At 72.0% G+C, this 26,168-nt stretch carries 32 protein-coding genes; 30 read left to right on the plus strand and 2 right to left on the minus strand.

The annotated features are described in order from the left end of the window. The first annotated feature begins 10 nt into the window (after nucleotides 1-10). The 16 genes from fliF (at nucleotide 11) to G5B56_RS14490 (ending at nucleotide 12,873) form a co-directional block, all read left to right on the plus strand. Entirely contained in the window at nucleotides 11-1,678 is a 1,668-nt protein-coding gene (gene fliF / locus G5B56_RS14415; RefSeq protein WP_164963658.1) for a flagellar basal-body MS-ring/collar protein FliF, read from the plus strand. Continuing rightward, nucleotides 1,662-2,690 carry a flagellar motor switch protein FliG gene (locus G5B56_RS14420; RefSeq protein ID WP_164963659.1) on the plus strand — a complete coding sequence of 343 codons (1,029 nt, stop codon included), beginning with the start codon at nucleotides 1,662-1,664 and terminating at the stop codon, nucleotides 2,688-2,690. The genes fliF and G5B56_RS14420 overlap by 17 nt, the downstream gene beginning before the upstream one ends. Continuing rightward, entirely contained in the window at nucleotides 2,687-3,406 is a 720-nt protein-coding gene (gene fliH / locus G5B56_RS14425; protein WP_164963660.1) for a flagellar assembly protein FliH, read from the plus strand. Before G5B56_RS14420 ends, fliH begins: the two co-directional genes overlap by 4 nt. After that, the gene (gene fliI, locus G5B56_RS14430) at nucleotides 3,403-4,713 is read left to right on the plus strand and encodes a flagellar protein export ATPase FliI (protein WP_164963661.1); all 1,311 of its coding nucleotides are present in this window, start codon (nucleotides 3,403-3,405) and stop codon (nucleotides 4,711-4,713) included. The genes fliH and fliI overlap by 4 nt, the downstream gene beginning before the upstream one ends. Beyond that, entirely contained in the window at nucleotides 4,710-5,147 is a 438-nt protein-coding gene (locus G5B56_RS14435; RefSeq protein WP_164963662.1) for a flagellar FliJ family protein, read from the plus strand. Before fliI ends, G5B56_RS14435 begins: the two co-directional genes overlap by 4 nt. 77 nt (nucleotides 5,148-5,224) lie before the next feature. Further along, entirely contained in the window at nucleotides 5,225-6,580 is a 1,356-nt protein-coding gene (fliD, locus tag G5B56_RS14440) for a flagellar filament capping protein FliD (RefSeq protein WP_164963663.1), read from the plus strand. A gap of 25 nt (nucleotides 6,581-6,605) precedes the next feature. Next, nucleotides 6,606-6,992, plus strand: a complete 387-nt coding sequence (fliS, locus tag G5B56_RS14445; protein WP_164963664.1) for a flagellar export chaperone FliS — start codon at nucleotides 6,606-6,608, stop codon at nucleotides 6,990-6,992. A gap of 10 nt (nucleotides 6,993-7,002) precedes the next feature. Then, nucleotides 7,003-7,281: a hypothetical protein gene (locus G5B56_RS14450; RefSeq protein WP_164963665.1), complete on the plus strand. Its 279-nt coding sequence runs from the start codon at nucleotides 7,003-7,005 to the stop codon at nucleotides 7,279-7,281. A 101-nt stretch (nucleotides 7,282-7,382) separates the two neighbouring features. Next, complete coding sequence (locus tag G5B56_RS14455; protein ID WP_164963666.1) at nucleotides 7,383-8,342, plus strand: flagellar hook-length control protein FliK; 960 nt, start codon at nucleotides 7,383-7,385, stop codon at nucleotides 8,340-8,342. Next, a complete protein-coding gene (locus tag G5B56_RS14460) occupies nucleotides 8,339-8,791 on the plus strand; it encodes a flagellar basal body-associated FliL family protein (RefSeq protein ID WP_164963667.1) in 453 nt (150 codons plus the stop codon). The genes G5B56_RS14455 and G5B56_RS14460 overlap by 4 nt, the downstream gene beginning before the upstream one ends. Then, on the plus strand, nucleotides 8,788-9,510 hold the full coding sequence (gene fliA, locus G5B56_RS14465) for an RNA polymerase sigma factor FliA (RefSeq protein ID WP_164963668.1): 723 nt from the start codon (nucleotides 8,788-8,790) through the stop codon (nucleotides 9,508-9,510). Before G5B56_RS14460 ends, fliA begins: the two co-directional genes overlap by 4 nt. Before the next feature lie 15 nt (nucleotides 9,511-9,525). Next, nucleotides 9,526-10,446, plus strand: coding sequence for a flagellar motor stator protein MotA (motA, locus tag G5B56_RS14470; protein ID WP_164963669.1), 921 nt, complete (start codon nucleotides 9,526-9,528; stop codon nucleotides 10,444-10,446). After that, the gene (locus G5B56_RS14475) at nucleotides 10,430-11,416 is read left to right on the plus strand and encodes a flagellar motor protein MotB (RefSeq protein WP_164963670.1); all 987 of its coding nucleotides are present in this window, start codon (nucleotides 10,430-10,432) and stop codon (nucleotides 11,414-11,416) included. The genes motA and G5B56_RS14475 overlap by 17 nt, the downstream gene beginning before the upstream one ends. A gap of 41 nt (nucleotides 11,417-11,457) precedes the next feature. Beyond that, nucleotides 11,458-11,751, plus strand: coding sequence for a flagellar biosynthesis anti-sigma factor FlgM (gene flgM, locus G5B56_RS14480; protein ID WP_164963671.1), 294 nt, complete (start codon nucleotides 11,458-11,460; stop codon nucleotides 11,749-11,751). Next, entirely contained in the window at nucleotides 11,748-12,173 is a 426-nt protein-coding gene (gene flgN / locus G5B56_RS14485) for a flagellar protein FlgN (RefSeq protein WP_164963672.1), read from the plus strand. Before flgM ends, flgN begins: the two co-directional genes overlap by 4 nt. Then, entirely contained in the window at nucleotides 12,160-12,873 is a 714-nt protein-coding gene (locus G5B56_RS14490; RefSeq protein ID WP_164963673.1) for a glycoside hydrolase family 73 protein, read from the plus strand. The genes flgN and G5B56_RS14490 overlap by 14 nt, the downstream gene beginning before the upstream one ends. Here G5B56_RS14490 and flgA read toward each other — a convergent pair. Next, nucleotides 12,870-13,556, minus strand: a complete 687-nt coding sequence (flgA, locus tag G5B56_RS14495) for a flagellar basal body P-ring formation chaperone FlgA (protein ID WP_164963674.1) — start codon at nucleotides 13,554-13,556, stop codon at nucleotides 12,870-12,872. The two genes, G5B56_RS14490 and flgA, sit on opposite strands and share 4 nt — an antisense overlap. Nucleotides 13,557-13,581: 25 nt before the next feature. Here flgA and flgB point away from each other — a divergent pair, with 25 nt between their 5' ends. The 14 genes from flgB to G5B56_RS14565 all read left to right on the plus strand — a co-directional run bounded on the left by flgB (nucleotide 13,582) and on the right by G5B56_RS14565 (nucleotide 25,905). After that, a complete protein-coding gene (gene flgB, locus G5B56_RS14500; protein ID WP_164963675.1) occupies nucleotides 13,582-13,941 on the plus strand; it encodes a flagellar basal body rod protein FlgB in 360 nt (119 codons plus the stop codon). Further along, complete coding sequence (gene flgC, locus G5B56_RS14505; protein WP_164963676.1) at nucleotides 13,941-14,357, plus strand: flagellar basal body rod protein FlgC; 417 nt, start codon at nucleotides 13,941-13,943, stop codon at nucleotides 14,355-14,357. The genes flgB and flgC overlap by 1 nt, the downstream gene beginning before the upstream one ends. Before the next feature lie 4 nt (nucleotides 14,358-14,361). Further along, the gene (locus G5B56_RS14510; RefSeq protein ID WP_164963677.1) at nucleotides 14,362-15,030 is read left to right on the plus strand and encodes a flagellar hook capping FlgD N-terminal domain-containing protein; all 669 of its coding nucleotides are present in this window, start codon (nucleotides 14,362-14,364) and stop codon (nucleotides 15,028-15,030) included. Between the two features lie 17 nt (nucleotides 15,031-15,047). Beyond that, entirely contained in the window at nucleotides 15,048-16,232 is a 1,185-nt protein-coding gene (locus tag G5B56_RS14515; RefSeq protein ID WP_164963678.1) for a flagellar hook protein FlgE, read from the plus strand. 19 nt (nucleotides 16,233-16,251) lie between these two features. Next, nucleotides 16,252-16,974 carry a flagellar basal body rod protein FlgF gene (locus tag G5B56_RS14520; protein WP_164963679.1) on the plus strand — a complete coding sequence of 241 codons (723 nt, stop codon included), beginning with the start codon at nucleotides 16,252-16,254 and terminating at the stop codon, nucleotides 16,972-16,974. Between the two features lie 19 nt (nucleotides 16,975-16,993). After that, nucleotides 16,994-17,782 (plus strand): flagellar basal-body rod protein FlgG, encoded by a 789-nt coding sequence (flgG, locus tag G5B56_RS14525; RefSeq protein WP_206023529.1) that lies wholly within the window; start codon nucleotides 16,994-16,996, stop codon nucleotides 17,780-17,782. Further along, nucleotides 17,779-18,432: a flagellar basal body L-ring protein FlgH gene (gene flgH, locus G5B56_RS14530; protein WP_164963680.1), complete on the plus strand. Its 654-nt coding sequence runs from the start codon at nucleotides 17,779-17,781 to the stop codon at nucleotides 18,430-18,432. Before flgG ends, flgH begins: the two co-directional genes overlap by 4 nt. Nucleotides 18,433-18,434: 2 nt before the next feature. Then, nucleotides 18,435-19,571 carry a flagellar basal body P-ring protein FlgI gene (locus G5B56_RS14535; RefSeq protein WP_164963681.1) on the plus strand — a complete coding sequence of 379 codons (1,137 nt, stop codon included), beginning with the start codon at nucleotides 18,435-18,437 and terminating at the stop codon, nucleotides 19,569-19,571. Nucleotides 19,572-19,585: 14 nt separating this feature from the next. Continuing rightward, nucleotides 19,586-19,978, plus strand: coding sequence for a flagellar biosynthesis protein FlgJ (locus G5B56_RS14540; protein ID WP_164963682.1), 393 nt, complete (start codon nucleotides 19,586-19,588; stop codon nucleotides 19,976-19,978). Further along, complete coding sequence (gene flgK, locus G5B56_RS14545) at nucleotides 19,975-21,336, plus strand: flagellar hook-associated protein FlgK (RefSeq protein WP_164963683.1); 1,362 nt, start codon at nucleotides 19,975-19,977, stop codon at nucleotides 21,334-21,336. Before G5B56_RS14540 ends, flgK begins: the two co-directional genes overlap by 4 nt. Nucleotides 21,337-21,354: 18 nt before the next feature. Then, complete coding sequence (gene flgL, locus G5B56_RS14550; protein ID WP_164963684.1) at nucleotides 21,355-22,263, plus strand: flagellar hook-associated protein FlgL; 909 nt, start codon at nucleotides 21,355-21,357, stop codon at nucleotides 22,261-22,263. A gap of 19 nt (nucleotides 22,264-22,282) precedes the next feature. After that, nucleotides 22,283-23,329, plus strand: a complete 1,047-nt coding sequence (locus G5B56_RS14555; protein ID WP_164963685.1) for a hypothetical protein — start codon at nucleotides 22,283-22,285, stop codon at nucleotides 23,327-23,329. Nucleotides 23,330-23,463: 134 nt separating this feature from the next. Further along, nucleotides 23,464-24,774, plus strand: coding sequence for an O-acetylhomoserine aminocarboxypropyltransferase/cysteine synthase family protein (locus G5B56_RS14560; RefSeq protein ID WP_009858226.1), 1,311 nt, complete (start codon nucleotides 23,464-23,466; stop codon nucleotides 24,772-24,774). A 144-nt stretch (nucleotides 24,775-24,918) separates the two neighbouring features. Continuing rightward, the gene (locus G5B56_RS14565; protein WP_164963686.1) at nucleotides 24,919-25,905 is read left to right on the plus strand and encodes a tripartite tricarboxylate transporter substrate binding protein; all 987 of its coding nucleotides are present in this window, start codon (nucleotides 24,919-24,921) and stop codon (nucleotides 25,903-25,905) included. Here G5B56_RS14565 and G5B56_RS14570 read toward each other — a convergent pair. After that, a complete protein-coding gene (locus G5B56_RS14570) occupies nucleotides 25,863-26,066 on the minus strand; it encodes a hypothetical protein (RefSeq protein ID WP_164963687.1) in 204 nt (67 codons plus the stop codon). The genes G5B56_RS14565 and G5B56_RS14570 overlap by 43 nt on opposite strands. Between the last annotated feature and the right edge of the window lie 102 nt (nucleotides 26,067-26,168).

Consider the following 26,168-nt stretch of genomic DNA (forward strand, 5'->3'; position numbering starts at 1 on the left):
GGACGACGCCGTGGCCAACCCGCTCGTCTCGACCCTGCGTCCCGCGTTCGCCCGGCTGCGTGCCGGCGGCCTGCCGGCGCTGCCGCCCGGGCTGCTGCGCGGCCTGACGCCGCTGCTGCTGGCGGCCGCCGCGGTGACCGCGCTGGTCGTCGCCTTCCAGTGGCGCGACCAGTCCAGCTACAAGCCGCTGTTCGGCGCCCGCGAGAAGGTCGCGGCCGCCGACATGATGGCCGTGCTCGACGCCGAGCACGTGCCCTACCGCGTGCACCCGGACAGCGGCCAGGTGCTGGTGCCCGAGTCCGATCTCGGCCGCGTGCGCATGCTGCTCGCCGCCAAGGGCGTCACCGCGCGCCTGCCCGCCGGGCTGGAGCTGATGGACCGCGACGACCCGCTGGGCGTCAGCCAGTTCGTGCAGGACGTGCGTTTCCGCCGCGGCCTCGAAGGCGAGCTGGCGCAGAGCATCATGACGATGGACGCCGTCGACTCGGCGCGTGTGCATCTGGCGATCGCGCGCAGCTCGTCCTTCGTCACCGTCGCCGACGACCGCAGCTCGGCCTCGGTCGTCGTCACGACCAAGCCCGGGCGCACGCTGAACCCCGAGCAGATCGCCGCGACGATCAAGCTCGTCGCCGGCAGCGTCGCCAACCTCGACGCCGCGCGTGTCAGCGTCGTCGACCAGGCCGGCAACCTGCTGTCGGCGCGGGTCGACCTCGAAGAAGGCCTCGAAGGCCTGGCCTCCGGCGGCATGGACGCTCGCCACCGCTACGAGGCCGACACGCGGCGCGGCGTCGACGAGCTGCTGGGCCCGGTGCTCGGCGCCGGCAACTACCGCGTCAGCGTCACCGCCGAGGTCGACAACGACCGCGTGCAGGAGACGCGCGAGGTCTACGGCGCCGACCCCAAGGTCACCAGCGAGGCGCTGCGCCAGGAGATGGACCGCCAAGGCCTCGCTCTGGGTGTGCCCGGCTCGCTGAGCAACCGCCCGGTGGCGGTGGCTGCTGCGGCCTCGGGCGCCGACGCCTCGGGCCAGGCGCAACGCAACGCCAGCACCCGCCAGTACGCCTACGACCGCCACATCACGCAGATCAAGCGCAGCCGCGGCCGCCTCGAACGCCTGAACGTCGCCGTCGTGCTGGCCAGCGGTGCCGCGCCCGGCGGCGCCGCCGCCTGGACGCCGCAGCAACTGGGCGACATCGAGCGCACGCTGACCAGCGGCCTGGGCATCGACAAGGAACGCGGCGACCGCCTCGCCGTCTCGGCGATGCCCTTCCCGGCGCCGCCGGCGCCGACGCCCTGGTACGGCGAACGCAACCTCTGGGTCGACGTCGGCGGCTGGCTGCTCTACGCCGCCGGCGGGCTGATGCTGTTCTTCGGCGTCGTGCGCCCCGGCATGCGCCTGCTGCAGCAGCGTGCCAGTGCGGCGCCGACGCCGCTGGTGCCGCTGGGCGCCGGCCCCAACGGCTCAGCCTCGCCAGCGCTGGCCGGGTCGGGTGCCGCTTCCGCCGCGCTGCCCGGCCGTTCGCCGGTGGCACCGCTGCTCGCCAACTACGACCTGCCGCCGCCGGGGTCCGCCGTCGACGTGCTGGTCGACCACCTGAAGGTGCTCGCCTCCAAGGAGCCCGAGCGCGTGGCCGAGGTCGTCAAACAGTGGGTGCAGAAGCATGACCGAGCCGAGTAACGCCGTCACCGAAGCCTCGGTGGCGCCGCCGACCCCGATCGAACGCGCCGCGATCGTGCTGCTGAGCATGGGCGAGGAGCCCGCGGCGGCGGTGCTGCGCTGCCTGTCGCGCGAGGAGCTGCTCGAGGTGACGCAGGTGATGTCGCGCCTGAGCGGCATCAAGGTCGAGACCGTGCGCCTGTCGCTGCAGCACTTCTTCGACGACTACCGCGAGCAAAGCGGCGTGCACGGTGCCTCGCGCTCGTACCTGCAGCGCTCGCTGGACCTGGCACTGGGGCGCGAGGTCGCCGGCAGCGTGCTGGACACGCTGTACGGCGACGCCATCCGGCCCAAGATGGCGCGTCTGCAGTGGGCCGCGCCGCGCTGGCTGGCCGACCAGATCGCCCATGAGCACGTGCGCATGCAGGCCGTGTTCCTGGCCTTCCTGCCGTCGGCGCTGGCCGGCCAGGTGGTCGAGGCGCTGCCGGCCGACGGCCGCGACCGTGTCCTGCTCAACGTCGCCCGCCTGAAGGAGATCGACCGCGAGCTGCTCGCCGACCTGGACACGCTGGTCGACCGCTGCCTGGCGAGCTTCAGCACCCAGGCCACCGCCGTCGAAGGGCTGCGCCAGGCCGCCGAGATCCTCAACCGCCTGCCCGGCGAGCGCCAGACGCTGGTCGAGCAGCTGCGCGCGCACGACCCCGAGGTCGTCGCCGAGATGGAGGTCAGCCTCTACGACTTCGGCATCCTGGCGCGCCAGACCGAAGCCAACATCACCCGCATCATCGAGGCCGTGCCGCTGGAGCAGTGGGCGGTGGCGCTCAAGGGCTGCGAGCCCGCGGTGCGCGACGCCGTGCTGCAGTCGATGCCGCGCCGACAGGCCCAGGCCTTCGAGGACACGATGCGCCGCAGCGGCCCGGTGCCGCTGTCGCGTGTCGAGCAGACGCGCCAGCAGATCATGGCGCAGGTGAAGGCGCTCGCCGATGCCGGCGAGATCGAGGTCCAGCTGTTCGCCGAGGCCGTCGTCGAATGAGCAGGACCCGGCCCTATCGCTTCCCGCCGCTGGCCGGGCTGACTGCCGGCACGGCGCTGCCGGCTGTCGCCGGGGCCGACGCCCAGGCCGCCGCCGCGCGCGGCTACGCCGAGGGCCAGCAGCGTGGCTGGCGCGAAGGCTACGACGCCGGTGCCGCCCAGGGGCGCGAGGACGGCTGGGCCACCGGGCTGGCACAGGCGCGCGAGCATGCCGAAGCCGAGCTGCTGCGCCGTCTGCAGATCAAGCTCGCCGAAACCGCGCGACCGCTGGAAGCCGCGCTGGCGGCGCTTCAGGGCGCGCAGGCCGAGGCCCAGGCGGCGATGCGGCGCGAGCTCGTCGACCTGGTCGGCCGCGTCGCGCGCCAGGTCGTGCGCTGCGAACTCGCGCTGCAGCCGCAGCAGATCCTGAAGCTCGTCGACGAGACGCTGGCGACGATGCCGCCGCCGCACGACGGCGTCGAGGTGCGCCTCAATCCCGAGGACCTGCGCCGCATCGAGGACGTCGACGCCGAGGCCGCGCGCCGCTGGCAGTTGCTCGCCGACCCGCGGCTGGCACCCGGCGAATGCCGCGTTCGCAGCGCCCAGCGCGAAGCTGACGCCGGCTGCCGCCAGCGCCTGGACGCGGTGATGGAGCAGGTCGGGGCGCAGCTGCTGGAGAGCGCGGCCGAAGCCGGCCCCGCCGCCGAGGCGCAGGCTGACGTAGAGGCCGGCGCATGATCGCGCGCGCGCTGCAGAGCGTGCGTCTGGCCGAGGTGCCGGTGGCCACGCCCACCGGGCGCCTGGTCGGCGCCAGCGGCCTGCTGCTCGAAAGCGTTGGCTGCGCGCTGCGCACCGGCCACCGCTGCAGCATCGAGACCGTTGGCGGCGAGTGGATCGACGCCCAGGTCGTCGGTTTCCGCAACGAGCTCAGCTATCTGATGCCGTTCCGGCCCGCGACCGGGCTGTGCACCGGCGCCCGCGTGCTGCCCGGTGCCGAGGACACGACGCAGCTGATCGGCCCGTCGTGGCTGGGACGCATCGTCGACGGCCTCGGCGAGCCCGTCGATGGCAAGGGCCGGCTCGGCGGCGAGCACGTGCTGCCGGCGCACCCGCCGCGCATCAACCCGCTCAAGCGCCGCCCGGTCGACGCGCCGCTGGACGTCGGCGTGCGTGCGATCAACGGCGTGCTGACGCTGGGCAAGGGCCAGCGTGTCGGCCTGATGGCCGGCTCGGGCGTGGGAAAGAGCGTGCTGCTCGGACTGATCACGCGCCAGACGGTGGCCGACGTCGTCGTCGTCGGCCTGATCGGCGAACGTGGCCGCGAGGTGCGCGAGTTCATCGACCTGTCGCTCGGCGAAGCCGGGCTGCGCCGCGCGGTCGTCGTCGTCGCGCCGGCCGACGAGTCACCGCTGATGCGGCTGCGCGCCACCGAGTTGTGCCACACGATCGCCGCGCACTTTCGCGACCAGGGCCAGGACGTGCTGCTGCTCGTCGACTCGCTGACGCGCTACGCGATGGCGCGGCGCGAGGTCGCGCTGGCGCTCGGCGAGCCGCCGGCCACGCGGGGCTACCCGCCGTCGGTCTTCGGCCGCCTGCCGCAGCTCGTCGAGAGCGCCGGCAACGGCGAGAACCCGGCCGGCAGCATGAGCGCCATCTACACCGTGCTCGCCGAAGGCGACGACCAGCAGGACCCGGTGGTCGACACCGCGCGCGCCATCCTCGACGGCCACATCGTGCTGTCGCGCGAGCTCGCCGAACGCGGCCACTACCCGGCGATCGACATCGCCCAGTCGATCAGCCGCTGCATGGCGCTGGTCACCAGCCACGCCCACCAGGCCGCGGCGCGCCAGTTGAAGAGCATGGCCGCGCGCCATGCCCAGGTGCGCGACCTGCTGCCGCTGGGCGCCTACGTGCCCGGTGCCGACCCGGCGACCGACCGCGCGGTGCAGGCCTATCCGGCGATCGAGGCCTATCTGCAGCAGGGCACGCGCGAGGCCGCGCCGCTGGCCGACAGCGTGCAACGTCTGGAGGAACTGACCCGATGAACCGTGCCCAGGCTTCGCTGCAGGCCGTGCGCCGGCTGGCCGAGCTGCGCGCTCGCGACGCCGAGCGGCTGCAGACCGAACTCGCCGAACGCCAGGCGCAGCGCCGCCGCCAGGCCGAGGCCGTCGAACGGCTGAACGCGCTGTGCGTCGGCGTCGGCGCCAGCGCCGTGCCGGCGGCCGTGCTGGCGGCCAACTGCGCCGCCTACAAGGAGTCGCTGATCGAACTCGGCCGGCGCCAGCAGGACGTGCTGGCGCGCCACGACGCCGACGTGGACGCCGCACGCCTGGCACTGATTGCCGCCTCGACGCGCCGCATGGCGCTGGAGCAGGCGGCCGACGGCCGCCAGCAGCGCCTGGACCGCGACGCTGCCGGGCGCGAGCAGAAGCGCCAGGACGACATCGCCACCCAGGTCTGGTTGAGGGGGCAGCGATGAGCGTGCCGCTTCAGCAATCGTGCGCGGCGGTCGCCTCGTGCTCTGGAGAAGGGGCCTGACGCCCCGGGAGCCCGACCATGACCACCTCCTTCGACCCGTCCTCGATGGCCACGCAGCTGGCCACCGCCTACACGCAGAACGCCTACAAGCTGCTGTCGACGCAGAGCACGGCCGCTCAGACCACCTCCAGCGCGCTGTCCAAGCTGCGCACGGCGCTGACGACCTTCGAATCGGCGCTGTCCTCGCTGTCCTCGTCCAAGGGCGTGAAGACGCTGGCGGCGAGCTTCGACAACACCAGCCACGCCAGCGCGACGGCGACGAGCAAGGCCGCCACCGGCTCGTACTCGTTCTTCGTCGAGCAGGTCGCCACCAAGCACCAGACCAGCTTCGCCGCGCTGCCCGACGTCAGCGCCGCCGGCGCCGGCACGCTGTCGCTGTCGATCGGCGGCAGCAGCTTCGGCGTCGATCTCTCCGCCGCCGACAGCGACGGCGACGGCCAGGTCACGGCCAGCGAGATCGCGCGTGCGATCAATACCGGCGGCGCCAATGCCGGCCGCATCGTCGCCAGCGTGCTGAACGTCAACGGCCAGAACCGGCTCGTGCTGACCGCCGCCGAGACGGGTGCCGCCGGCGCGATCTCGCTGGATGCCTCCAGCGTCACCGACGGCGCACTGGCCGGCGCGCTGTCCACCGAGAAGCTGCTCGTTCAGGGCCGTGACGCCGTGCTCTGGCTCGGCGAGCAGGGCAGCGGCGTGAAGATCGAGCAGGCGAGCAACAGTTTCACCGGCATCACCGGCGTCACCGTCAACCTCACCAAGGCGATGGCCAGCGGCGACAAGCCGGTCACGCTGACCGTCGCCGACGACCTCGCCGCCACGGCCGAGAACGTCAAGAGCTTCATCAGCGCCTACAACACGCTCGAGAACCTGCTCGACGGCATGACGGCCAATGCCACCAGCAGCGGCACGGCCGCCGGGCCCTTCGCCAGCGACTCCGGCGTGCTGGCGCTGAAGAGCCGCCTGGGCACTCTGCTGCGCCAGACCGTCGACGGCGTGCGCCTGGCCGACTACGGCGTCTCGATCGGCCGCGACGGCCAGATGTCGCTGGACCAGAGCAAGCTCGAAACGGCGTTGAAGGCCAAGCCCGAGGGGCTGGCAACGGTGTTCGGCAGCGCCCGCACCGGCTCCACCAGCGGCCTGCTCGGCAGCCTGGCCGAACTCACGCGCAGCTGGAAGTCCGCCGACGGCCAGATCGCCAACCGCATGGCCTCGGTCGATCGCACGCAGAAGAGCATCACCAAGCGCCAGGAAGCGCTCGATACGCGCTACGAGAGCCTGTACCAGGTCTACCTGAAGCAGTTCACCAAGCTGCAGGAGCTGCAGAACTCGATGAGCAGCACCAGCAGCCTGTTCTCCAGCGTGGCCACCAGTTGACCTATCGCCCATCCGGAACCCACCCGTGATCCAAGACGCCTACCACAGCTACCACGCCGTCGACCTCGGGGCCCGCACCGCGCAGGCCTCGCCGGTGCAACTCGTGCTGATCCTCACCGACGGCCTGATCGAGGAGCTGGCGCGCGCGCGCGCCCACATCGTCGCGCGCCGCTACGAGGCCAAGGCCCAGAGCCTGGAGAAGTGCGTCGCGATCCTCAACGGACTGTCCAGCGCGCTCGACCTGGAGCAGGGCGGCGAACTGGTGCAGAACCTCGAGCGCCTGTACGACTTCTGTGCCCGCCAGCTCTACAAGGCCGGGCAGCAGCTGGAGCCGCGCCACGTCGACGAGGTCGTGGCGCTGCTGCAGACGCTGCGCAACGGCTGGCAAGGCCTGCAGGCGCGCCATGGTTGAGGCGCAGGCGATGGACCGCCTGAGCGCCTCGCTGCGCCAGTGTGCCGAATGCGGCGACTGGGACGCGCTGGCCGCGGCCGACGCCGCCACCGCGGCGCTGCTGCGCGGCCGCCCGGCCGCAGGGGTGGGCGACGCCGCCGCGCTGTCCAGGTTGCGCGCCGCCCATGCCCACGCGCAGCGCCGTTGCGCCGAGGCCACCGCCGCTGCCGGGCAACGCCTGCTCGAAGTCGCCCGCCGGCGCGACGCCGCGCGCGGCTACGCCGCACTCGACGCCGGGGAGGAGGCATGATCTCCGACGCGCTGTCATCCGTTCCGGCGCGCGCCGCATCGGTCACGGCGGTGCTTCCGGCCGCCACGCCAACGCCCGCGACTCCCGCCCCTGCGGCCCCCGTGCCGCCTCCGGCCTGGAACGAAGCCGCGCTCGCCGCGGCGCTGCTGGCGCCGGCCACGGTGGACACGCTGGCCCGGACCGAGGGTGCCGGGGCCGCCGCCGACGATCCAGCCCCGACCGACGATCCGGCCGAATGGACCGGCGCGCTGCAGGTCGATGTGCTGGCGACACTGTGGCGCGCGGTGCAGACGCCCGAGGCGGCATCCGTCGCCGCTGGGGGACAGCCGGCCGCCACGATCGATGCCGACGGCAGTCCGCCGCTCGGCACCGCTGGCGTCGCGACTGCACCCGTGCCGGTGCTGCCTGCGCCGCTGCCCTTGTCCTCCGCCGTGGCGACGCCTGCTCAACCGGCGACCCCGGCCGAGGTCGCGGTGCCCGCGGCGCAGACGGAGGCCCAGGTGCCCGAAGCCGTGCGCGCGGTCCCGGCTGCGCTGGCGGCCGAGCTCGCGCCCGCCGACGATCTGGCCCCGGCTGCCAGTGCCGCGGCCGAGTTGCCGCCTTCTGTCCGAACGCCGCCCGCTGCCGACGCCGCCCCGGCGCTGAAGTTGCCCGCTGCGCGCGACGCCTGGAACCAGCCGCTGGTGCAGGCTCTCGGTGACCGCCTGCGGTTGCAGCTCGGCCAGGGTGTCGAGCAGGCGACGATCCGCCTCGATCCGCCCGAACTCGGTTCGATCGAGATCGTCGTGCGCCGCGAGGCCGGCGTCGTGCACGTGCAGCTGAGCGCCAGCCACCCCGACGTGCAGCGCCAGCTGCAGCAGCTTGGCGAGCCGCTGCGCCAGGAGCTTGCCCAGCGGCAGGGTGCCGAGGCGAGTGTCGAGGTCGCGCGCCACGGCGCCGACGCCGACGGCCGCGGCAGGCGCGAGCAGGCCGAGGCCGAGGCCGAGGTCGGCCGTGCGCTGGCCGAAGCCGGCAGCGAAGACGACATCCCGTTCACCTTCCCGACCCGGACCGCCGCATGAAGAAGTCTCTCGTCATCGCGCTGGCCGCAGCCGGCACCGTGCTCATCGCCGCCGCCGGCGGCGCCTGGTGGTGGCACTCGCGCCAGGCCCCGGCCGCGGCCGACGGCACTGCCGCGCCCGCGCCGCGCCACGACGTCGAGTACCGCTACGTCACGCTGGACAAGACCATCGTGATGCTGCGCCCCGACAACGGTGGCAACCACTACCTCGCGCTCGACCTGGTGTTCAAGACCCCGGTGAAGAAGGAGCGCGAGACCAAGGACCACCTGCCGCTGCTGCGCACCATCGTCGTCAAGGCGATGTCGGCACACACCCTGGAGAGCGCCAACAAGCTCGGCGTCGAGGACTTCACGCGCGAGATCAACGACGCCTTCCGCAAGAGCTACGCCGCCGAGCAGGCCGAGCCGCCGTTCGACGAGGCGCTGATCGCCAAGCTGATCATCGAATGAGCGCGCTGCCCCAACTCCGCTACGACGCGTACGGCGAGCCGCCCGTGGCCGCCGGCGCGCTCGACGAGCAGCGCCTGCTGCTGGCGCACGCGGCCATCGTCAAGCGCGTGGTGCGCCAGTTGCACGCCCAGGTCGGCGGCGTGATGGGCCGCGAGGACATGGAGCAGGTCGGCCTGATGGGCCTGCTGGAGGCGCTGCGCCGCTACGGCCCGCCCGACGAGCGTTTCCCGGCCTTCGCCGCGGCGCGCGTGCGCGGCGCCGTGCTCGACGAGCTGCGCCGCCAGGACTGGCGCCCGCGCAGCGTGCGCCAGGAGAGCCACCGCGTGCGCGACGGCGTGCGCGAGCTGCGCCGCCGCCTGGGCCGCGAGCCCAGCGACAGCGAGGTCGCCGCGGCGCTGGGGCTGACGCTGCAGGCGCTGCAGGAGGTGCAGCGCGACGAGAACGCCGAGGAACTGGCGAGCTTCGACGAGCTCGTCGCCGAGATGGCCGAGATCCCGTCGGACCAGCGCTCGCCCGAGGACGCCTACGTCGCGCGGCGCAGTCTGGAGCAGGCGCTGCGCAGCCTGGACGAGCGCGAGCAGCGGGTCGTGCAGCTCTATTACGAGTTCGACCTCGGCCTGCGCGAGATCGCCGCGGTGCTCGGCCTGACCGAGGCGCGCGTCTGCCAGATCAACAAGGGGGCGCTGCGGAAGATGAAGGTCTTCCTGCAGGGCGCCTGACAACGAAAGACCGCCATGCAATCGATCGTCGGCGTCATCATCATCCTCGGCTGCGTGTTCGGCGGCTTCATGCTGCACGGCGGGCGCTTCGAGGTCATCTGGCAGCCGGTGGAACTGCTGATCATCGTCGGCGCCGGCGTCGGCGCGATCGTGCTGGGCAACCAGCGCCACGTGCTGGCCGAGATGTGGCTGCAGCTGCGCAAGGTCATGCTGCGCAAGAAGCAGGGCGACGAGTTCCACCGCCAGCTGCTGTTGCTGATGTACGAGCTGCTGCAGACCGCCGCCGGCGGCCTGAAAGCGCTGGACGCGCACGTCGAGGCGCCGCACGAGAGCGAGCTCTTCAAGCGCTACCCGCTGGTGCTGCACGAGCCCAAGCTGCTGCACTTCATCGTCGACAACTTCCGCCTGATGGCGATGGGCAAGATCAACGCCCACGAGCTCGAGGGCGTGCTCGACCAGGAGCTCGAGGCGATCCACGAGGAGATGTCGCAGCCGGCGCGCTCGCTGGCCAAGATCGGCGAGGCGATGCCGGGCTTCGGCATCCTGGCCGCGGTGCTGGGCATCGTGATGGCGATGAACGTCGTCGCCGACGGCGCCTCCACCGGCGAGATCGCGGTGCGCGTGGCCTCGGCGATGGTCGGCACCTTCATCGGCATCTTCTTCTGCTACGGCGTGCTCGACCCGATCAGCAACATGATGAAGCAGCTGGTCGACGAGGAGCTGAGCGCGCTGGAGTCGGTGAAGGTGGTGCTGGTGACGCACGTCTCGGGCAAGCCGCCGCTGCTGGCCATCGACGCCGGCCGCCGCCTGGTGCAGCTCAACGCCAAGCCCAGCTTCGCGCGCCTGGAAGGCTGGATCGACAAGATGCAGGACGCCGGCGACCCCGGCGCCGTGCCGCAACGCCGTGCGGGGGACAAGCGTGCCCAGCAAGCCTGACGCCGTGGCCGCCAAGGGCGGCGGCCACGGCGAGACCATCGTCAAGCGTGCCTCGCGCAAGGGCCACGAAGGCGGCCACGGCGGTGCCTGGAAGGTCGCGTTCGCCGACTTCTGCCTGGCGCTGCTGTGCCTGTTCCTGGTGCTCTGGCTGCTGGCCGCGCGCGACAAGGAGAAGGCCGAGGACGCGCTGCGCGCCAGCGGCGCCGGCCTGCTGGCCGACGGTGCCGGCGCGCGCCCGGTGGGCATCGGCGACCGGCCCTCGGGCAGCCTGATCGACCGCACGCCGGTGCCCTGGCAGAGCAGTGCCGAGCGCCGCAGCGAGGAGCCGGGCGAGCAGGAGCCGCTGATCGGCAAGCGCCGGCTGGAGTCGCCCGAGGACCTGCGCGAGCTGCAGCAGACGCTGGCCAGGCTCGGCGAGAAGGCCGGGCTGTCGAACAACCTGCAGAGCGTCGTCACGCCGGCCGGCCTGCGCATCCTGCTGCACGACACCGACCGCCAGGGGCTGTTCGAACTCGGCAGCGCACGCCCCGGCGCGCGGCTGCAGCAGCTGCTGCGCGACATGGGGCCGCTGTTCGCGCAGCTGGACAACCAACTGCTGATCATCGGCCACACCGACGCCGTGCCCTATGCCGGCGACGGCCTGGGCGCGCTGTCCAACTGGGGCCTGTCCAGCGGCCGCGCGATGGCCGCGCGCACCTGGCTGCGTGTCGGCGGCATGCCCGACCGCAGTGTGCTGCAGGTCGTCGGCATGGCCGACAGCGCGCCGCTGGAGCCCGAGGAGCCGCGTGCCGCGGTCAACCGCCGCATCGAGATGCTGCTGCTGACCAGCGCCCAGGCGCGCGCGATCGAAACGATGTTCGGCGCGCCGGTCTCGCGCGTGCCGCTGACCGAAGGCTCGGACGCCGCCGGCGGCGCCGCCGAGAGTTCGCTGCTGCGCCAGCTGCTGCCGGCGCGCCTGGGCGCGCGCTGAACCGGACCCAGGCGATGAGAACCAGAACGAGAGGAAGCACCATGAGGATCGTCAGCAACGGCGCAGGCCCGGTGGCCGCCACCACCGCCCCCACCGCCGGCGAACGTGTCGAGAGCACCAGCGCGGCGACCGCCGCCGCCGCTGCCGTCGTCGCCCCGGGGGCGGCGCTGGAGTCCGCCGTGCTCAAGCCCGCTGCCGCGGCGCTGGCGTCGATGCCCGAGGTCGACGAGGCGAGGGTTGCCGAACTGCGCGACGCGATCGCGCGTGGCGAGATCGGCTTCGATCCGTCCAAGCTCGCCGGCCTGATCCTGCGCTACCACGGGGGGCGCGGGTGAACCGTCGCGACGCCTACCGCCGCCTTCTGGCCGGCATCAGCGCCGACCTGGCGGCCTATGCCGGGCTCGAGGAGCTGCTGGAACAGCAGTTCCATGCACTGCTGGCGCACGACGCCAAGACGCTGCAGGCGCTGGGCGCGCGCATCGAGACGCTGGTCGCCGATCTGGACCTGCGGCGAGCGGAACGTGTGGAGCTGGCGGCTGCACTGGGCGCCGGCGAGCCTCCCCGGCCGGTCGAGCGCCTGCTCGAGGTGCTTCCGCCGGCCACGCGCGAAGCCGCGCTGCAGGCCTGGCGCACGCTGGAGACGCGGCTGCAGCAGTGCCGCCGCAGGAACACCCGCAACTGCGAGCTGCTGATGGGGCAGCACGCGCGTCTGATTCAGCTCAACGGCGGGGAGTCCGACACCTATGCTCCGGCCTGAAGCCATCTTCGCCTCGCCGGCCATCCCGCCCGTCCCGCAAGGCATCGCGCCGGCGGGCGATGCCGCGCCGTCGGCCGAGTTCCGCACGCTGCACGAGGAGATCGTGCGTTACGTGCGCGATGGCGAAGACGCCGGCCTCGACCCGATGGCCGGCGGCGCCGCGACCACGCTGAGCGCCGAGGCGCGTGCGCTGCTGCAGCGCACCGGCGGCGACGCCGGCAAGACCGATGACGGCGCCGATGCCGAGCAGCGCCGGCTTTTCGTCGAGCAGGTTGCGCCGCTGGCGCGTGAAGCCGGTGCGCGCCTGGGTGTCGCGCCCGAGATCCTGACCGCACAGGCGGCGCTGGAGTCCGGCTGGGGCCAGCGGCCGCTGCGTGCGGCCGACGGCAGCGACAGCCACAACCTCTTCGGCATCAAGGCTGGCGCCGGCTACGGCGGCGCCCGCATCGCCGCGGCGACCACCGAGGTCAGCGCGCAGGGCGCCTACGCCACGGTCGAGAGCTTCCGTCGCTACGACAGCGCGGCCGAGTCGTTCCGCGACGTCACGCGCTTGCTGCAGAGCCCGCGCTACCGCGCCGTGCAGGGCACTGGCGCCGACGTTGCCGCCTACGCCGCCGGCCTGGTGCAGGGCGGCTACGCCACCGACCCGCGCTACGCCGACAAGCTGCAGGCCGTCGTGCGCAGCCTGCCGCGGCCTTAACGGGGCGAGGACAGCATGGTTTCCGGCTCCACCCGCCCCGGCTCGACGACACGCGCGCGGATCACCGTGCCGTTGGCGACGTTGCGCACGCGGATCGTCTGTCCGCGCCGGCCGGCGTCCAGCGCCTGCCCGGGCACGACGACCTCGACCGCTTCGCGCCGGGCGTGGATCTGCACCGTGTCGCCCCGGCGCACCAGCAGCGGCTCGATCAGCAGCCGCGGGCCGAGCACCTGGCCGGCGGCCAGCGAGCGCTGGGCGGCGCGGCCGACGGCTTCCTCGGCGTCGGCGAAGAGTTCGGCCCCCGGCGTGATCTCGCGGCGTTCGACGGCGACGTCGTCGGCCGTCAGCACGTGCCCCGCGGGCAGCGGCAGTGCCGCCACCGGCAGCTCGGCGCTGAGCTTGGCGCGCACGAGGAACACCTGGCCCGGCGCGTCCGACTCGGGGCATGACAGCTCGAAGCGCATGCGCGAAGGCGAGCGCGTGTCCAGCGCGCGCGCCTCGGGATGGGCGCAGGCCGGGGCGCGGCTGGCCGTCGCCGGCCGCGCCTCGACCTGCACCTGGGGGGCGCGCCAGCCGGCGCGCTCGGCCTGCTCGAGCAGCAGCTTGCGCGCCGCTGCCGTCACCTGCGCCTCGCCCGAAGGCGCGGCCTGCGCTGCCGCAGCGAGCGCGGCACCGATCAACAACGTATTCGTCAAGCGGAGGACATGCATGGCAATCGATTTCACGAAGGCGCTCGGGGTGCACCCGCAGGCGCTGGCCCTGCGGGCCCGGCGCACCGAGGTCCTGGCCTCGAACATCGCCAACGAGAGCACACCGGGCTACCAGGCGCGCGACGTCGACTTCGCGCAGGCGCTCTCGCAGGTCACGGACGAGGACGGCGGCCCGGCATTAGACACCGACGGCGCGCTGCAATGGCGCGTTCCCTTCCACGCGCGCCTGGACGGCAACACCGTCGAGCTGGGCGTCGAGCAGGCCGCGTTCTCGCAGAACGTCTCGGACTTCCAGACCAGCCTGACGTTCGTGAACATGAAACTGCGTGGCCTTGCGAAGGCCATCGAGGGGCAGTGATGAGCTTTCGCCAGATCAGCGAGATCGCCGGCTCGGCGATGGCGGCGCAGACGGTGCGCCTGAACACCATCGCCAGCAACCTGGCCAACGCCCAGTCGGCCGCCGGAACCGAGGCCGAGGCCTACCACGCGCGCAAGCCGGTGTTCGCCGCGCTGGCCACGCGCGGCGGCGACGGCCAGGGCATGCGCGTGCAGGTGCTCGACGTGGTGCAGAGCACCGAGCCGCTGCGCAAGGTCCACGAACCCGACAACCCGCTCGCCGACGAGGAAGGCATGGTCTATTACCCGAACGTCAGCCCGGTCGCCGAGATGACCGACATGATGGCCGCGTCGCGTGCCTTCGAGACCAACGTCGAAGTGATGACGCGCGTGCGCGGCATGCAGCAGTCGCTGCTGCGCATGGGCAAGGAGGGCTGACGCGATGGCCGGCCTGTACACCGACGCCACGACCGCCGCCGGCAAGGCGGCCTCGGCCTCCACCGTTGCCTCCAACGGCGGCAGCTCGGACATGTTCACTTCGCTGCTGGTGGCGCAGATCCGCAACCAGAACCCGCTGGAGCCGACCGACGCGAGCCAGTTCGTCACCCAGCTGACCCAGCTCAGCCAGATGGAGTCGCTGCAGGCGCTGGCGGCCCAGGGCGGCGCCACCGCCGGCCTGATCACCGGGCTGCAGGCGCTGGGCTTCGGCGGCCTCGTCGGCCACGAGGTCGGTGTCAGCACCGAGCAGGTGGTGCTGGACGGCCAGAACGCCGTCTCCGGCCGTTTCGAGCTCGGCAACGCCAGTGCCAGCACGCGGCTGCTGTTGACCTCGGCCAGCGGCAAGACCTACACCGTCGATCTGGGCAGCCAGGCCGCCGGCGAGGTGGCCTTCGAGCTCGACCCCGCGAAGACCGGCGTGCCCGCCGGCCACTACACGATCGCCGTCGCCACCAGCGGCGGCGAGAAGCCCGCCATCGAGGTGACGGGCAAGCTGAACTCGGTTCGCCTCTCGGCCGCCGGCACGCTGGTGCTCGACGTCCAGGGCGTGGGCCAGACCGATCCCGACGCCGTCACGACCTTCTCCGGCCGCAGCGCCGCCACCGCCATCTGACTTTCCAGGACACCGCCATGAGCTTCTCGATCGCCCTTTCCGGCATCGCCGCCGTCACCTCCGGCCTCGACGTCATCAGCAACAACATCGCCAACGCCGGCACGCTGGGCTACAAGTCCGGCCGCGCCAACTACAGCTCGGTCTACGCCGGCGGCGAGGCCGTCGGTGCCCAGCTCAGCTCGATCAGCCAGAGCATCGGCGACGGCGGCAGCACCACCGCCACCGGCGGCGCGATGGACGTCGCGCTGGCCGGCCGCGGCTTCTTCACCTCCAAGGACAGCAGCGGCCAGACGGTGTTCACGCGTGTCGGCATGTTCAGCGTCGACAAGTCGGGCTACGTGCTCGACGCCAACGGCCGCCGTGCGCAAGGCTATGCCGCGACCAACGGCGGCGCGCTCGGCGCCATCGGCGACATCCTGGTGCCCAACGGCCAGATCGCTGCCGCCGCATCGACCAAGGTCAGCTACGTCGGCAACATGTCCTCGGACTGGGCCGCGCCGACCGTGACGCCGTTCGACCCGACCGACTCGCTGAGCTTCAACGGCTCCAACGTCACGATCGTGCACGACTCGCTGGGCGCCCAGCACACGCTGACGCAGTATTTCGTCAAGGGCGCCGGCTCGACGGTGGACGTGCACTACACGCTCGACGGCGCGGTCGTCGGCGGCACCCAGACGCTGTCCTTCGGCACCGTCGGCGAGCTGCTGACGCCGACCACGCCGGTGACGCTGGCGCTGGGCACGCCGACCGGCGCCGAGCCGCTGTCGATCGCCGTCGACTACGCCGGCTGCTCGCGCTCGGCCGGCGACTCGACGACGACCAAGAACGAGGCCGACGGCTACGCCTCGGGCACGCTGGTCGGCACCTCGATCGACAACAAGGGGCAGGTCATCGCCAAGTACAGCAACGGCAAGTCGCAGACCGTCGCGACGCTGGCCATCGCCACGCTGCCCAACGAGCAGGCGCTGACCGCCGTCGGCGACACGAGCTGGGTGGCCAACGACGCCACCGGCGCCGCGCTGTACTTCGCCGCCGGCCAGGGCATGGCCGGCACGCTGAGCACCGGGCGCGTCGAGTCGTCCAACGTCGACATGACCAGCGAACTCGTCTCGCTGATGTCCTCGCAGCGCAACTACCAGGCCAACAGCAAGGTCCTCTCGGCCGAGAACGAGATGATGCAGGCGCTGATGCAGGCGCTGTGACGGCGGCGGACACGACGCCATGGACGCCTTGATCTACACGCTGATGAGCGGCGCCGAACGTGCGCTGCGCTCGCAGCAGATCCATGCCAACAACCTCGCCAATGCCGGCACCGACGGCTTTCGCGCCGACCTCGAGGCCGCCGACTCGCGTGCTGTCCAGGGCTTCGGGTACGACGCGCGCCACGTCACCGAACTCGCCGACACCGTCGTGTCGACACGCAGCGGCACGCTGCGTGCGACCGGACGTGAACTCGACGTCGCGGTGCAGGGCGGTTATCTCGCGCTGCGCGCCGGTGACGGCGAGGCCTACACGCGCGCCGGCACGCTGCAGCCGAGCGCCGACGGCACGTTGCAGGTCAACGGCCGCGACGTGCTCGGCGAAGGTGGCGCCATCGTGCTGCCGCCGCACGAGCGCGTGGCCATCGGCAGCGACGGCAGCGTGATGGTGCAGGCCGCCGGCGAGACGGCGATGCAGGTCGTCGACCGGCTCAAGCTCGTCACCCCCGAGGCGGCGGCGCTGAAGAAGAACGCCGACGGCCTGCTCGTTGCACGCGACGGCCGCCCGTTCGAGACCTCCGAGACCGCCAGCGTGCGCGCCGGGCATCTCGAAGGCAGCAACGTCTCGGCGGTCGAGGAGATGGTCGCGACGCTGTCGCTGAACCGCGACTTCGAGATCCAGATGAAGTTCTACAAGGCCGCCGACGACATGGTGCAGGCCGGCAACCGCCTCGTGCGCGAATGACCCCGGAAAGGACGAACCGATGAACCCCGCGATGTGGATCAGCAAGACCGGCGTGCAGGCGCAGGACGCCAAGCTGCAGGCGATCGCCAACAACCTCGCCAACGTCAACACCGTCGGCTACAAGCGCGACCGCGTCATGTTCGAGGACCTGTTCTACCAGGTCGAGCAGACCCCGGGCGCCCAGCGCACCGACGGCACGACCTCGCCGACCGGCACGATGCTGGGCAACGGCACCCGGCTGCTGGGCACGCAGAAGGTGTTCACCACCGGCAACCTGCAGAACACCGGCCAGGCGCTGGACGTGGCCATCGTCGGCGGCGGCTTCCTGCAGGTCGCGCAGGCCAACGGCGACACCGCCTACACCCGCGCCGGGCAACTGCAGGTCAACGCCGAAGGCCGCCTGGTGACGATGCAGGGCCTGGCCATCGTGCCCGAGATCACCGTGCCCAACGGCTCGAAGGAAGTGACGATCAGCGAAAGCGGCGTCGTCAGCGCCATCGTGCCCGGCGCCACCGCGCCCAGCGAGCTGGGCCAGCTGCAGATCGCCGGCTTCATCAACCCGGCCGGGCTGCGCCCGACCGGCGAGAACCTGTTCGTCGAGACCGCCGCCAGCGGCACGCCGGCCGTCGGCACCCCCGGCAGCGATGGCCTGGGCAAGCTCAAGCAGGGTGCGCTGGAGGCCTCCAACGTGCAGGTCGTCGAGGAGATGGTCGAGATGATCGCCGCCCAGCGCAGCTACGAGATGAACACCAAGGTGCTCTCGGCGGCCGACAACATGCTGCAGACGCTGGCGCAGGCGGCACGATGAGAGCCGCCGCCGTCGCCTTCGCCGCGGCCGTGCTCGCCGGCTGTGCCGTCGTCTCGCCGCCGCAGGCCCCGCTGGTGCCGGCCGGCGACCCGATGCCTGCTCCGGTGCGCGCGCGCGGCCAGGCCGGCGGCGTCTTCGTTGCCGACGCCGCCTGGACGCTGCACAGCGACACGCGCGCCTTCCGCGTCGGCGACGTGCTGACCGTCGGCCTGGACGAGACGACCCAGGCCAGCAAGACCGCCAACACCCAGTACGGCAAGGACAGCAGCGCCTCGGTGTCGCCGCTGGTCATCGGCGGCAAGACGCAGAAGACCGGCATCGAACTCGGCGCCGACCGTTCGTTCAAGGGCAACGCGACGAGCACCCAGCAGAACGCGCTGTCGGGTTCGATCACCGTCGTCGTGCACGAGGTGCTGCCCAACGGCCTGCTGCGCATCTCGGGCGAGAAGTCGCTGTACCTGAACCAGGGCGAGGAGTTCGTGCGCCTGGCCGGCTACGTGCGCGCCGGCGACATCGACACCGACAACCGCGTCTCCTCGCAGCGCGTGGCCAACGCGCGCATCGTCTATTCCGGGCGCGGCACGCTCGCCGACGCCAACAGCGCCGGCTGGCTGACGCGCTTCTTCAACAGTCCCTGGATGCCGTTCTGACCATGACGATCCGAGCCCGATCCGCCGCCTGGCTGCTGGCGCTGGCCGCCACGGCCGCCGCCGCCGCGCCCGCGCGCGCGCCGCAGGAGGCGCCGACGCGCCCGCTGCGCAGCCTGGTGCACGTCGAGGGCGTGCGCGAGAACCAGCTCGTCGGCTACGGCATCGTCGTCGGCCTCAACGGCTCGGGTGACAGCACCCAGGTCAAGGCCGCCGGCCAATCGGTGAACAACCTGCTCAAGCAGTTCGGCGTCAAGCTGCCCGAGCGCACCGAGAGCAAGTCCAAGAACGTCGCCACGGTGATGGTCAGCGCCGTGTTCCCGCCGGGCTACCGCAAAGGCCAGCAGATCGACATCACCGTGTCCTCGCTGGGCGACGCGAAGAGCCTGCGCGGCGGCACGCTGCTGCTGACGCCGCTGCGTGCGGCCGACGGCGAGGTCTACGCGCTGGCCCAGGGCAACGTCGTCGTCGGCGGCGTCAGTGCCGCCGGCGCCAGCGGCTCCAGCGTCACCGTCAACACGCCGACCTCGGGCCGCGTGCCCAACGGCGCGACCGTCGAACGCGAGATCGACACCGACTTCGACGCCGGCGGCGCGGTGCGTCTGAGCCTGAAGCGGCCCAACTTCGAGACCGCGACCTCGGTCGTCGAGGCGATCAACCAGCGCTGGCCTGGCGCCGCGACGACGCGCGACGGCACCACCGTCGAGGTCGCCGCGCCGCAGGATCCGACCGAACGCGTGGCCTTCGTCGCCGCGCTCGGCCGCCTGCCGATCGCCACCGGCACCGAGGTGCCCAAGGTGGTCTTCAACTCGCGCACCGGCACCGTCGTCATTGCCGAGGGCGTGCGCGTGCGGCCGGCGGCGGTCTCGCACGGCGCGCTGCGCGTCGTCATCTCCGAGACGCCGCAGGTCAGCCAGCCGACGCCGTTCTCGCGCGGCGGCCAGACCGCCGTCGTGCCGCGCAGCGACGTCCAGGTCGACCAGCAGGGCGGCGGGCGCATGTTCCGCTGGCCGCCGTCGACCAGCCTGCAGACCATCGTCGACGTCATCAACGCCACCGGCGCGACGCCCGACGACGTGATGGCCATTCTGCAGGCGCTCGACGAAGCCGGCGCGATCGACGGCGAACTCGTCGTCATCTGAAGAAGGAGCCGACGATGGACGCCATCGACCCGCTGCGCCGCGGCCTGGCCGCCGAGCTGCCCGAACCGGCACCGGCGCCGGCGATCGACGCCGCGACACGCGCGCGCGCCGAAAGGGCGGCCGTGCAGTTCGAGGGTTACATGATCGCGCAGATGCTCAAGCAGGCGCGCAGCGGTCTGCGCGAGCTGGCCGACGACGAGAACCGCAGCCGCATCCACGACGACATGCAGGACGTCGCCGACCGCGCCGTCGCCGATGCGATGGCCGGCAGCCGCGCCTTCGGCATCGCCGACGCACTGCTGCGCCAGGTGCTGCCGCCCGAGCCGCTTAAGCCGCAGGCTCCGGCCGTCGCCCAAGCTGCTGGACAGGGCCGTGCGGCCCGAGCCGACAACGAAAGCTCCCGATGAGCCTCATCAGCATCGCCCTCACGGGCACCCAGGCGACGCAGATCGCGCTGGCCACCATCGGCCAGAACGTCGCCAACTCGATGACCGACGGCTACACCCGCCAGGGCACGCTGCTGGTGGCATTGGGCACGACGCGTGTCGGCGTCTCGGCGGGCGACGGCGTCGAGGTCAGCTCGCTGCAGCGCTTCAGCGACGGCTACAAGAACCTGCAGCTCTGGCAGGCGGCCTCCGAACTCGGCCGGCGCGAGTCGGCACAGCCCTATCTGACGCAGCTCGAGCGCGTGATGGGCGACGAGGCCGGCGGCATCGGTGGCGGCATCGACGAGCTCTTCGCCGCGTTCAACGCCGCCAGCGTCGAGCCGACCTCGACGCCGCTGCGCCAGCAGGTGCTGAGTGCCGCCGACGCGCTGTCGCAGCGTTTCGTCAGCCTGCAGCAGACGCTGGCCAACCAGCGCTCGGCGATCGAGCAGCAGCGCCAGGCGCTGACCTCGCAGGTCACGACGCTGGCCGGCGGCATCGCGACGCTGAACAAGCAGATCGCCGCCGCCCAGGCCTCGGGCAGCAACGCCTCGGCGCTGCTGGACGAACGCGACCGCAAGATCGACGCGCTGTCTTCGCTGGTCGCGGTGCAGGTCGTGCCCCAGTCCGACGGCAGCAGCAGCCTCTCGCTGCGCAACGGCATGCCGCTGGTCGTCGGCGGGCGTGCCGCCGAGGTGGCGATGGACCACGGCACGCCCCCGGCCGTGACGCTGTCCTTCGCCAACCAGGACTACACCGTCGCCAACGACGTGCTCGGCGGCCAGATCGCCGGTCTCGGCGAGTACGTCGGCAAGGTGCTCGTGCCCTTGTCCGACACCGTCGCCGCGCTCGCGTCGCAGATCGCTTCGGCAGTCAACACGACGCTGGCCACGGGTTTCGATCTCTCGGGCAACCCGGGGCAGCCGCTGTTCCAGTTCGATGCCGCCACCGGCCGCATCGCGGTCAATGGCGCGCTGACCGCCGACCAGCTCGCGTTCTCTTCGGACGCCACCAAGCCCGGCAACAGCGACGTTCTGCAGACCCTGATCGGCCTGCCCAACCAGAACGTCTCGCTGTCGATGCTGGGCTCGGTTCAGCTTCGCGACGCCTGCTCGCAGCTGCTCGGCGACCTGGGCAGCCGCAGCGCGCAGAACAAGGCCGCGCTGAAGACGGCCGAGACGGTGCGTGACCAGGCCGAGCAGAACTGGAAGTCCACCAGCGGCGTCAACCGCGACGAGGAGGCTGCCAGCCTGCTGCAGTACCAGCAGATGTACCAGGCCAACCTGAAGGTGATCGCAGTCGCCGGCGAGCTGTTCGACGCCACGCTGCAAATGTTCTGACGGATCGCGGAGATCACGATGCGCATTGCCAGCAACCAGTTCCACGGCACGATGACGCGTGCGCTGCAGCAGGCCAACACCCAGGTGGGTTCGCTGCTCGAGCGCATTGCCACCGGCGAGCGCCTGGCGGTGCCTTCGGACGATCCGGTGGCGGCCGTGCGGCTGTCCCGCCTGGCACGTGAACAGGCGGCGATCGAGCAGTACCAGGACAACATCGGCGCCTTGCGTTCGCGGCTGCAGCAGAACGAGGCGCTGCTGGGCTCGATCAGCTCGGATCTGCTCGATGCCCGCGACCAGCTCGTCTGGGCCGCCGACGGGGCCAACACGCCCGACGACATCGCGGCGATGAGCAGCACGCTCGGTTCACTGCGCGACAGCCTGCTGTTCACCGCCAACAGCCGTGACCAGGAGGGCCGCTACGTGTTCTCCGGCACGCTGAGCACGACCGCCCCGATGGCCTACGACGCTTCGCAGCCGGCCGGCAGCCGCTACAGCTGGGCCGGCAACGACGAGACGCAATGGGTCGTCGTCGGCAACGGCGTACGCCAGCCGGCCAACGTGTCGCTGACGACGATGGCCGACCTGCTCAACAAGCTCGACCTTGCCGCCACCACCGCTGCCAGCGCGCCGGACGTCAACGAGCCGGCCGTCCGTGCGGTGTTCGCCGGCGCGCTCGACGGCATCGATGTCGAACTCGCTGCGGTCAGTGGCCTGATCGCACGCCAGGGCGGGGCGATGAACCTGCTGCAGACGCTGCAGGGCAACCACGCCGACGTCGCCCTGGCCAACGAGGAAGCCAAGATCGAATACGGCGCGCTCGACTATGCCGACGCTGCGGTGCGCATGGACGGCTACAAGAGCGCGCTCGAAGCGACGCAGAAGTCCTATGCCAAGGTTGCGGGGCTGTCGCTGTTCGACGTGATCTGACCCGGCGGGCGAAGCAACGGTGCAGATCCAGAACTCCATTCCCGGCGTCCAGCCCACACGCGGCCCGCGCCGTGACGAAGCCTCGGGGACAACGCGTTCCACGGCGGCGGCCGCGGCGGCCGAACTCCCGTCCAGCGAGGCCGCTGCCACCGAGCGGCAGGCTGCGCCGCTGCGCGCCGCGCGCCAGCGCGAGCAGGGACTGTCCAACCATACCGTCGCTGGCGCCCAGCGCACGCTGAACTATCTCGACGAATTGCAGCAGCGTCTGAAGGCGCTGCAGGAGCGGCTGGCGCGCCGCGTCGCCGACGCCCAGTCCGGCACCGATGCGACCGGCGCGGACGACAGCCTGACGGACTCGCTGCGGGCTGCGGCCGAGACCTGGCGGGCGCGGCGCGACTCGACCTCGGGTTTCCTGGACGAGTCGCTGCGTTTCGATGCCGATGGCCAGGCGCGCGTGCGCTTTCGCATGCGCGGCATGAGCTGCGCCACGCTGGAGGGCGGGCGCGCCGAGACGCTGTCGTTCCAGGCCGGCGGCTCGAGGCGCACGATGAGCGTCGTGCTGCCCGAAGGCGCAGACGCCGAGACAGCGGTGCGCCATCTCGACCGGACGCTGGCGCCGGCCGGTGTGCGTGCTTCGCTGGACAATGCCGGCGAGCCGGTCTTCAGCGTCGCCGAGAACCGTTGGGCGGGCCTGCAGACCTCGCTCAGTGTCGCCGGCGGTGGCATCCGTTATCCGGCCGGTCAGGCACAGCCGGTGCGGTTGCAGCGGCAGGACGAGGCGCTGGACCCGGCGCGCTGGGGTGTCGGCGAGGCCGACCAGGCTCGGCGCACGCTGCGCGAGGTCAGCCAGGCGCTCGAACGTGTGCAGCGTGTCGCCGAGTCGCTGCGCCGCCTGCTGGCCAGCGAAGCGGCGGCCACGCCGCAGGATGCCGCCTGGGCCGGCACCTTCGCCGGCGACCTGAGCCTGATGCTCAACGGCGCCAGCTACGAAACCTATGTCGCGGTCGCGCCGGCACTGGGCGGCATCAGCCGCAGCCGGGTCGTTGAACTGCTGAGTCTGGGTTGAGTTTTCGCCTTATAAATGCTCTTTAGTTATAAGAAGAGTCGTTTTGTTTCGTTGTGTGCATGAATGGCTTGGGCCAGCATTCACGCTCCCGAAGAAGCCGGACACCGGCTCCCCGAGCTGAGGATCACACGACGATGAGCGAACAAAACCCGCGCGCCCACTGGCGCTTCGAGACCCTGTCGGTGCACGGCGGCTACAGCCCCGACCCGACGACCAAGGCCGTCGCGGTGCCGATCTACCAGACGGTGGCCTACGCCTTCGACAACGCGCAGCACGGTGCCGACCTGTTCGACCTGAAGGTGCCGGGCAACATCTACACGCGCATCATGAATCCGACGACCGACGTGCTCGAGCAGCGCGTCGCGGCGCTCGAAGGCGGCATCGCCGCGCTGGCGCTGGCCTCGGGGCAGGCCGCCGTCACCTACGCGATCCAGACCATCACCGAAGCCGGCGACAACATCGTCGCCTCCAGCGCGCTCTACGGCGGCACCTACAACCTGCTGGCGCACACGCTGCCGCAGTTCGGCGTCACGACGCGTTTCGCCGACGCCAACGACCCGGCGAGCTTCGAGCCGCTGATCGACGCCCGGACCAAGGCCGTCTTCGTCGAGTCGATCGGCAACCCGGCCGGCAACGTCACCGACGTCGCCGCGATCGCCGCCATCGCCCACCGCCACGGCGTGCCGGTGATCGTCGACAACACCGTGCCCAGCCCCTACCTGTTCCGCCCGATCGAACACGGCGCGGACATCGTCGTGCACTCGCTGACCAAGTACCTGGGCGGCCACGGCACCAGCCTGGGCGGCGCGATCGTCGACTCGGGCAAGTTCCCGTGGGCGAAGTACCCGGAGCGGTTCCCGCGCCTGAACACGCCGGACGTCAGCTACCACGGCGTCGTCTACACCGAGGCCCTGGGCCCGGCGGCCTACATCGGCCGCGCGCGTGTCGTGCCGCTGCGCAACACCGGCGCCGCGATCTCGCCGTTCAACGCCTTCCAGATCCTGACCGGCATCGAGACGCTGGCGCTGCGCATGGAGCGCATCAGCGACAACGCGCTGGCCATCGCCCAGCACCTGGCGCAGCACCCCAAGGTGGCCTGGGTCAACTACGCCGGCCTCGAAGGCCACCCCAGCCACGCGCTGATCCGCCAGAACTACGGCGGCCGCGCCTCGGGCCTGCTGACCTTCGGCCTGAAGGGCGAGCCCGGCCAGGGCCGCGAGCGCGGCGCGCGGTTCCTGGACGCGCTGCAGCTCTTCACCCGCCTCGTGAACATCGGCGACGTGCGCTCGCTGGCCACGCACCCGGCCTCGACGACGCACCGCCAGCTCGCGCCCGAGGAACTGGCCAAGGCCGGCGTGTCCGAGGACACGGTGCGTCTGTCGGTCGGCATCGAGCACATCGCCGACCTGCTGGCCGACCTGGACCAGGCGCTGGCCGCGGTCTGAGCGTCTGCTGACACCGCCGCGGCCCGCTCCGGCGCCGCGGCGTCTTTCGTTATGCATCCGACGTCCAAGCTCACGCGAATTCCTGCGTGGCCTGGGCGCCGCCATGCCCCGATCCTGAGTTTTCGCCTTCTTCCGGAGCGTCGTATGTCCCCGATCTCTCGCCGCCGCCTGCTGCACTGGAGCGCCGCCGCCGTGGCCGCGCCCGCCCTGGGCAGCGCCCACGCCAACACCGCCGCGTTCCCGGCCAAGCCGGTGCGCATCCTCGTCGGCAACACCGCCGGCAGCGGCGCCGACGTCGCGGTGCGCATCGTCGCGCGCCAGCTGCAGGACGACTGGCGCCAGCCGGTGACGGTGGAGAACCGCACCGGCGCCGGCGGCCTGGTCGCGGCCGAGGCCACCGCGCGTTCGGACGCCGACGGCCACACGCTGTCGCTGTCGCAGGAAGGAGCGATCACGATCGCCCCGGCGCTGCAGGGCAAGCTCTCGTTCGACCCGCTGAAGGAGCTGGCGCCGGTCGTGCACCTGGCCGACAGCGACTACGTGCTCGTCGTCAACGCCGCCACCGGCTGGCGCACGATCGCCGACATGGTGGCCGCGGCGAAGAAACGCCCCGGCGCCTACAGCTACGCCTCGGCCGGTGTCGGCTCGCTGCACCACCTGGCCTTCGAACTGCTGAAGATCGAACGCGACTTCTTCTTCGTGCACATCCCCTACCGCGGCGGCTCGCAGGCGGTGGCCGACGTCGCCTCGGGCCAGGCGCAGGCGATGTGGGTCTCGGTGACGGCGGCGCTACCGCACATCCAGTCGGGCCGGCTGCGTGCGCTGGCGATCGGCGGCGCGCAGCGCAGCCCGCTGCTGCCGGCGGTGCCGACGGCGCAGGAGTCGATTCCGGGCTTCCGCGTCACGAGCTGGTTCGCGCTGTTCGCGCCGGTGCGCACGCCGGCGGCAGTGGTGGAGCGCATCGCGCACGACGCCAGCGCCACGCTGCGCCAGCCTGCGGTGCTGGAAGCGCTGCGCAAGCAGGGCATCACGCCGGTCGGCGGCACGCCGCAGCAGCTGGCGCAGCTGGTGCGGCGCGACTACGAGCGTTATGCGCGGCTGTCCGACCGCGTGAAGCTGGCCAGCGACTGAACCCGGCGCGGCGCGCTCGGCCACCAGACGGTGGCCGTGAGCGCCAGCACCGCGAGCGCGGTGCGGCGGATGTCGGCGTCGACGATGCGCGCGCAGGGCTCGGCCGGCATCGGACGACGCGGGCAGGGCAGGCGCTGCGGCAGCACGGCGACGAAAGGCATGAGGCTTCTCCAGGTGTGAGCCTTCACGATAGGGCGCCGGCCCTCGGGCCGCCACGAAGCCTTCGTCGTTTGTTTATCCGGCCGGCGCATGGCCGGCCGGGG

The organism is Rubrivivax sp. JA1026 (genome assembly GCF_011065555.1).
Lineage (GTDB): Bacteria > Pseudomonadota > Gammaproteobacteria > Burkholderiales > Burkholderiaceae_C > Rubrivivax > Rubrivivax benzoatilyticus.

What these genes read in the sequence shown, in the direction of transcription:
- G5B56_RS14420 (WP_164963659.1), top strand. Translation starts at nt 1,662, where the DNA reads ATGACCGAGCCGAGTAACGCCGTCACCGAAGCCTCGGTGGCGCCGCCG.
- fliH (WP_164963660.1), top strand. Translation starts at nt 2,687, where the DNA reads ATGAGCAGGACCCGGCCCTATCGCTTCCCGCCGCTGGCCGGGCTGACT.
- fliI (WP_164963661.1), top strand. Translation starts at nt 3,403, where the DNA reads ATGATCGCGCGCGCGCTGCAGAGCGTGCGTCTGGCCGAGGTGCCGGTG.
- G5B56_RS14435 (WP_164963662.1), top strand. Translation starts at nt 4,710, where the DNA reads ATGAACCGTGCCCAGGCTTCGCTGCAGGCCGTGCGCCGGCTGGCCGAG.
- fliD (WP_164963663.1), top strand. Translation starts at nt 5,225, where the DNA reads ATGACCACCTCCTTCGACCCGTCCTCGATGGCCACGCAGCTGGCCACC.
- G5B56_RS14450 (WP_164963665.1), top strand. Translation starts at nt 7,003, where the DNA reads ATGGACCGCCTGAGCGCCTCGCTGCGCCAGTGTGCCGAATGCGGCGAC.
- G5B56_RS14460 (WP_164963667.1), top strand. Translation starts at nt 8,339, where the DNA reads ATGAAGAAGTCTCTCGTCATCGCGCTGGCCGCAGCCGGCACCGTGCTC.
- fliA (WP_164963668.1), top strand. Translation starts at nt 8,788, where the DNA reads ATGAGCGCGCTGCCCCAACTCCGCTACGACGCGTACGGCGAGCCGCCC.
- motA (WP_164963669.1), top strand. Translation starts at nt 9,526, where the DNA reads ATGCAATCGATCGTCGGCGTCATCATCATCCTCGGCTGCGTGTTCGGC.
- flgM (WP_164963671.1), top strand. Translation starts at nt 11,458, where the DNA reads ATGAGGATCGTCAGCAACGGCGCAGGCCCGGTGGCCGCCACCACCGCC.
- G5B56_RS14490 (WP_164963673.1), top strand. Translation starts at nt 12,160, where the DNA reads ATGCTCCGGCCTGAAGCCATCTTCGCCTCGCCGGCCATCCCGCCCGTC.
- flgB (WP_164963675.1), top strand. Translation starts at nt 13,582, where the DNA reads ATGGCAATCGATTTCACGAAGGCGCTCGGGGTGCACCCGCAGGCGCTG.
- flgC (WP_164963676.1), top strand. Translation starts at nt 13,941, where the DNA reads ATGAGCTTTCGCCAGATCAGCGAGATCGCCGGCTCGGCGATGGCGGCG.
- G5B56_RS14510 (WP_164963677.1), top strand. Translation starts at nt 14,362, where the DNA reads ATGGCCGGCCTGTACACCGACGCCACGACCGCCGCCGGCAAGGCGGCC.
- G5B56_RS14515 (WP_164963678.1), top strand. Translation starts at nt 15,048, where the DNA reads ATGAGCTTCTCGATCGCCCTTTCCGGCATCGCCGCCGTCACCTCCGGC.
- G5B56_RS14520 (WP_164963679.1), top strand. Translation starts at nt 16,252, where the DNA reads ATGGACGCCTTGATCTACACGCTGATGAGCGGCGCCGAACGTGCGCTG.
- flgG (WP_206023529.1), top strand. Translation starts at nt 16,994, where the DNA reads ATGAACCCCGCGATGTGGATCAGCAAGACCGGCGTGCAGGCGCAGGAC.
- flgH (WP_164963680.1), top strand. Translation starts at nt 17,779, where the DNA reads ATGAGAGCCGCCGCCGTCGCCTTCGCCGCGGCCGTGCTCGCCGGCTGT.
- G5B56_RS14535 (WP_164963681.1), top strand. Translation starts at nt 18,435, where the DNA reads ATGACGATCCGAGCCCGATCCGCCGCCTGGCTGCTGGCGCTGGCCGCC.
- G5B56_RS14540 (WP_164963682.1), top strand. Translation starts at nt 19,586, where the DNA reads ATGGACGCCATCGACCCGCTGCGCCGCGGCCTGGCCGCCGAGCTGCCC.
- flgK (WP_164963683.1), top strand. Translation starts at nt 19,975, where the DNA reads ATGAGCCTCATCAGCATCGCCCTCACGGGCACCCAGGCGACGCAGATC.
- flgL (WP_164963684.1), top strand. Translation starts at nt 21,355, where the DNA reads ATGCGCATTGCCAGCAACCAGTTCCACGGCACGATGACGCGTGCGCTG.
- G5B56_RS14560 (WP_009858226.1), top strand. Translation starts at nt 23,464, where the DNA reads ATGAGCGAACAAAACCCGCGCGCCCACTGGCGCTTCGAGACCCTGTCG.
- G5B56_RS14565 (WP_164963686.1), top strand. Translation starts at nt 24,919, where the DNA reads ATGTCCCCGATCTCTCGCCGCCGCCTGCTGCACTGGAGCGCCGCCGCC.
- G5B56_RS14570 (WP_164963687.1), bottom strand. Translation starts at nt 26,066, where the DNA reads ATGCCTTTCGTCGCCGTGCTGCCGCAGCGCCTGCCCTGCCCGCGTCGT.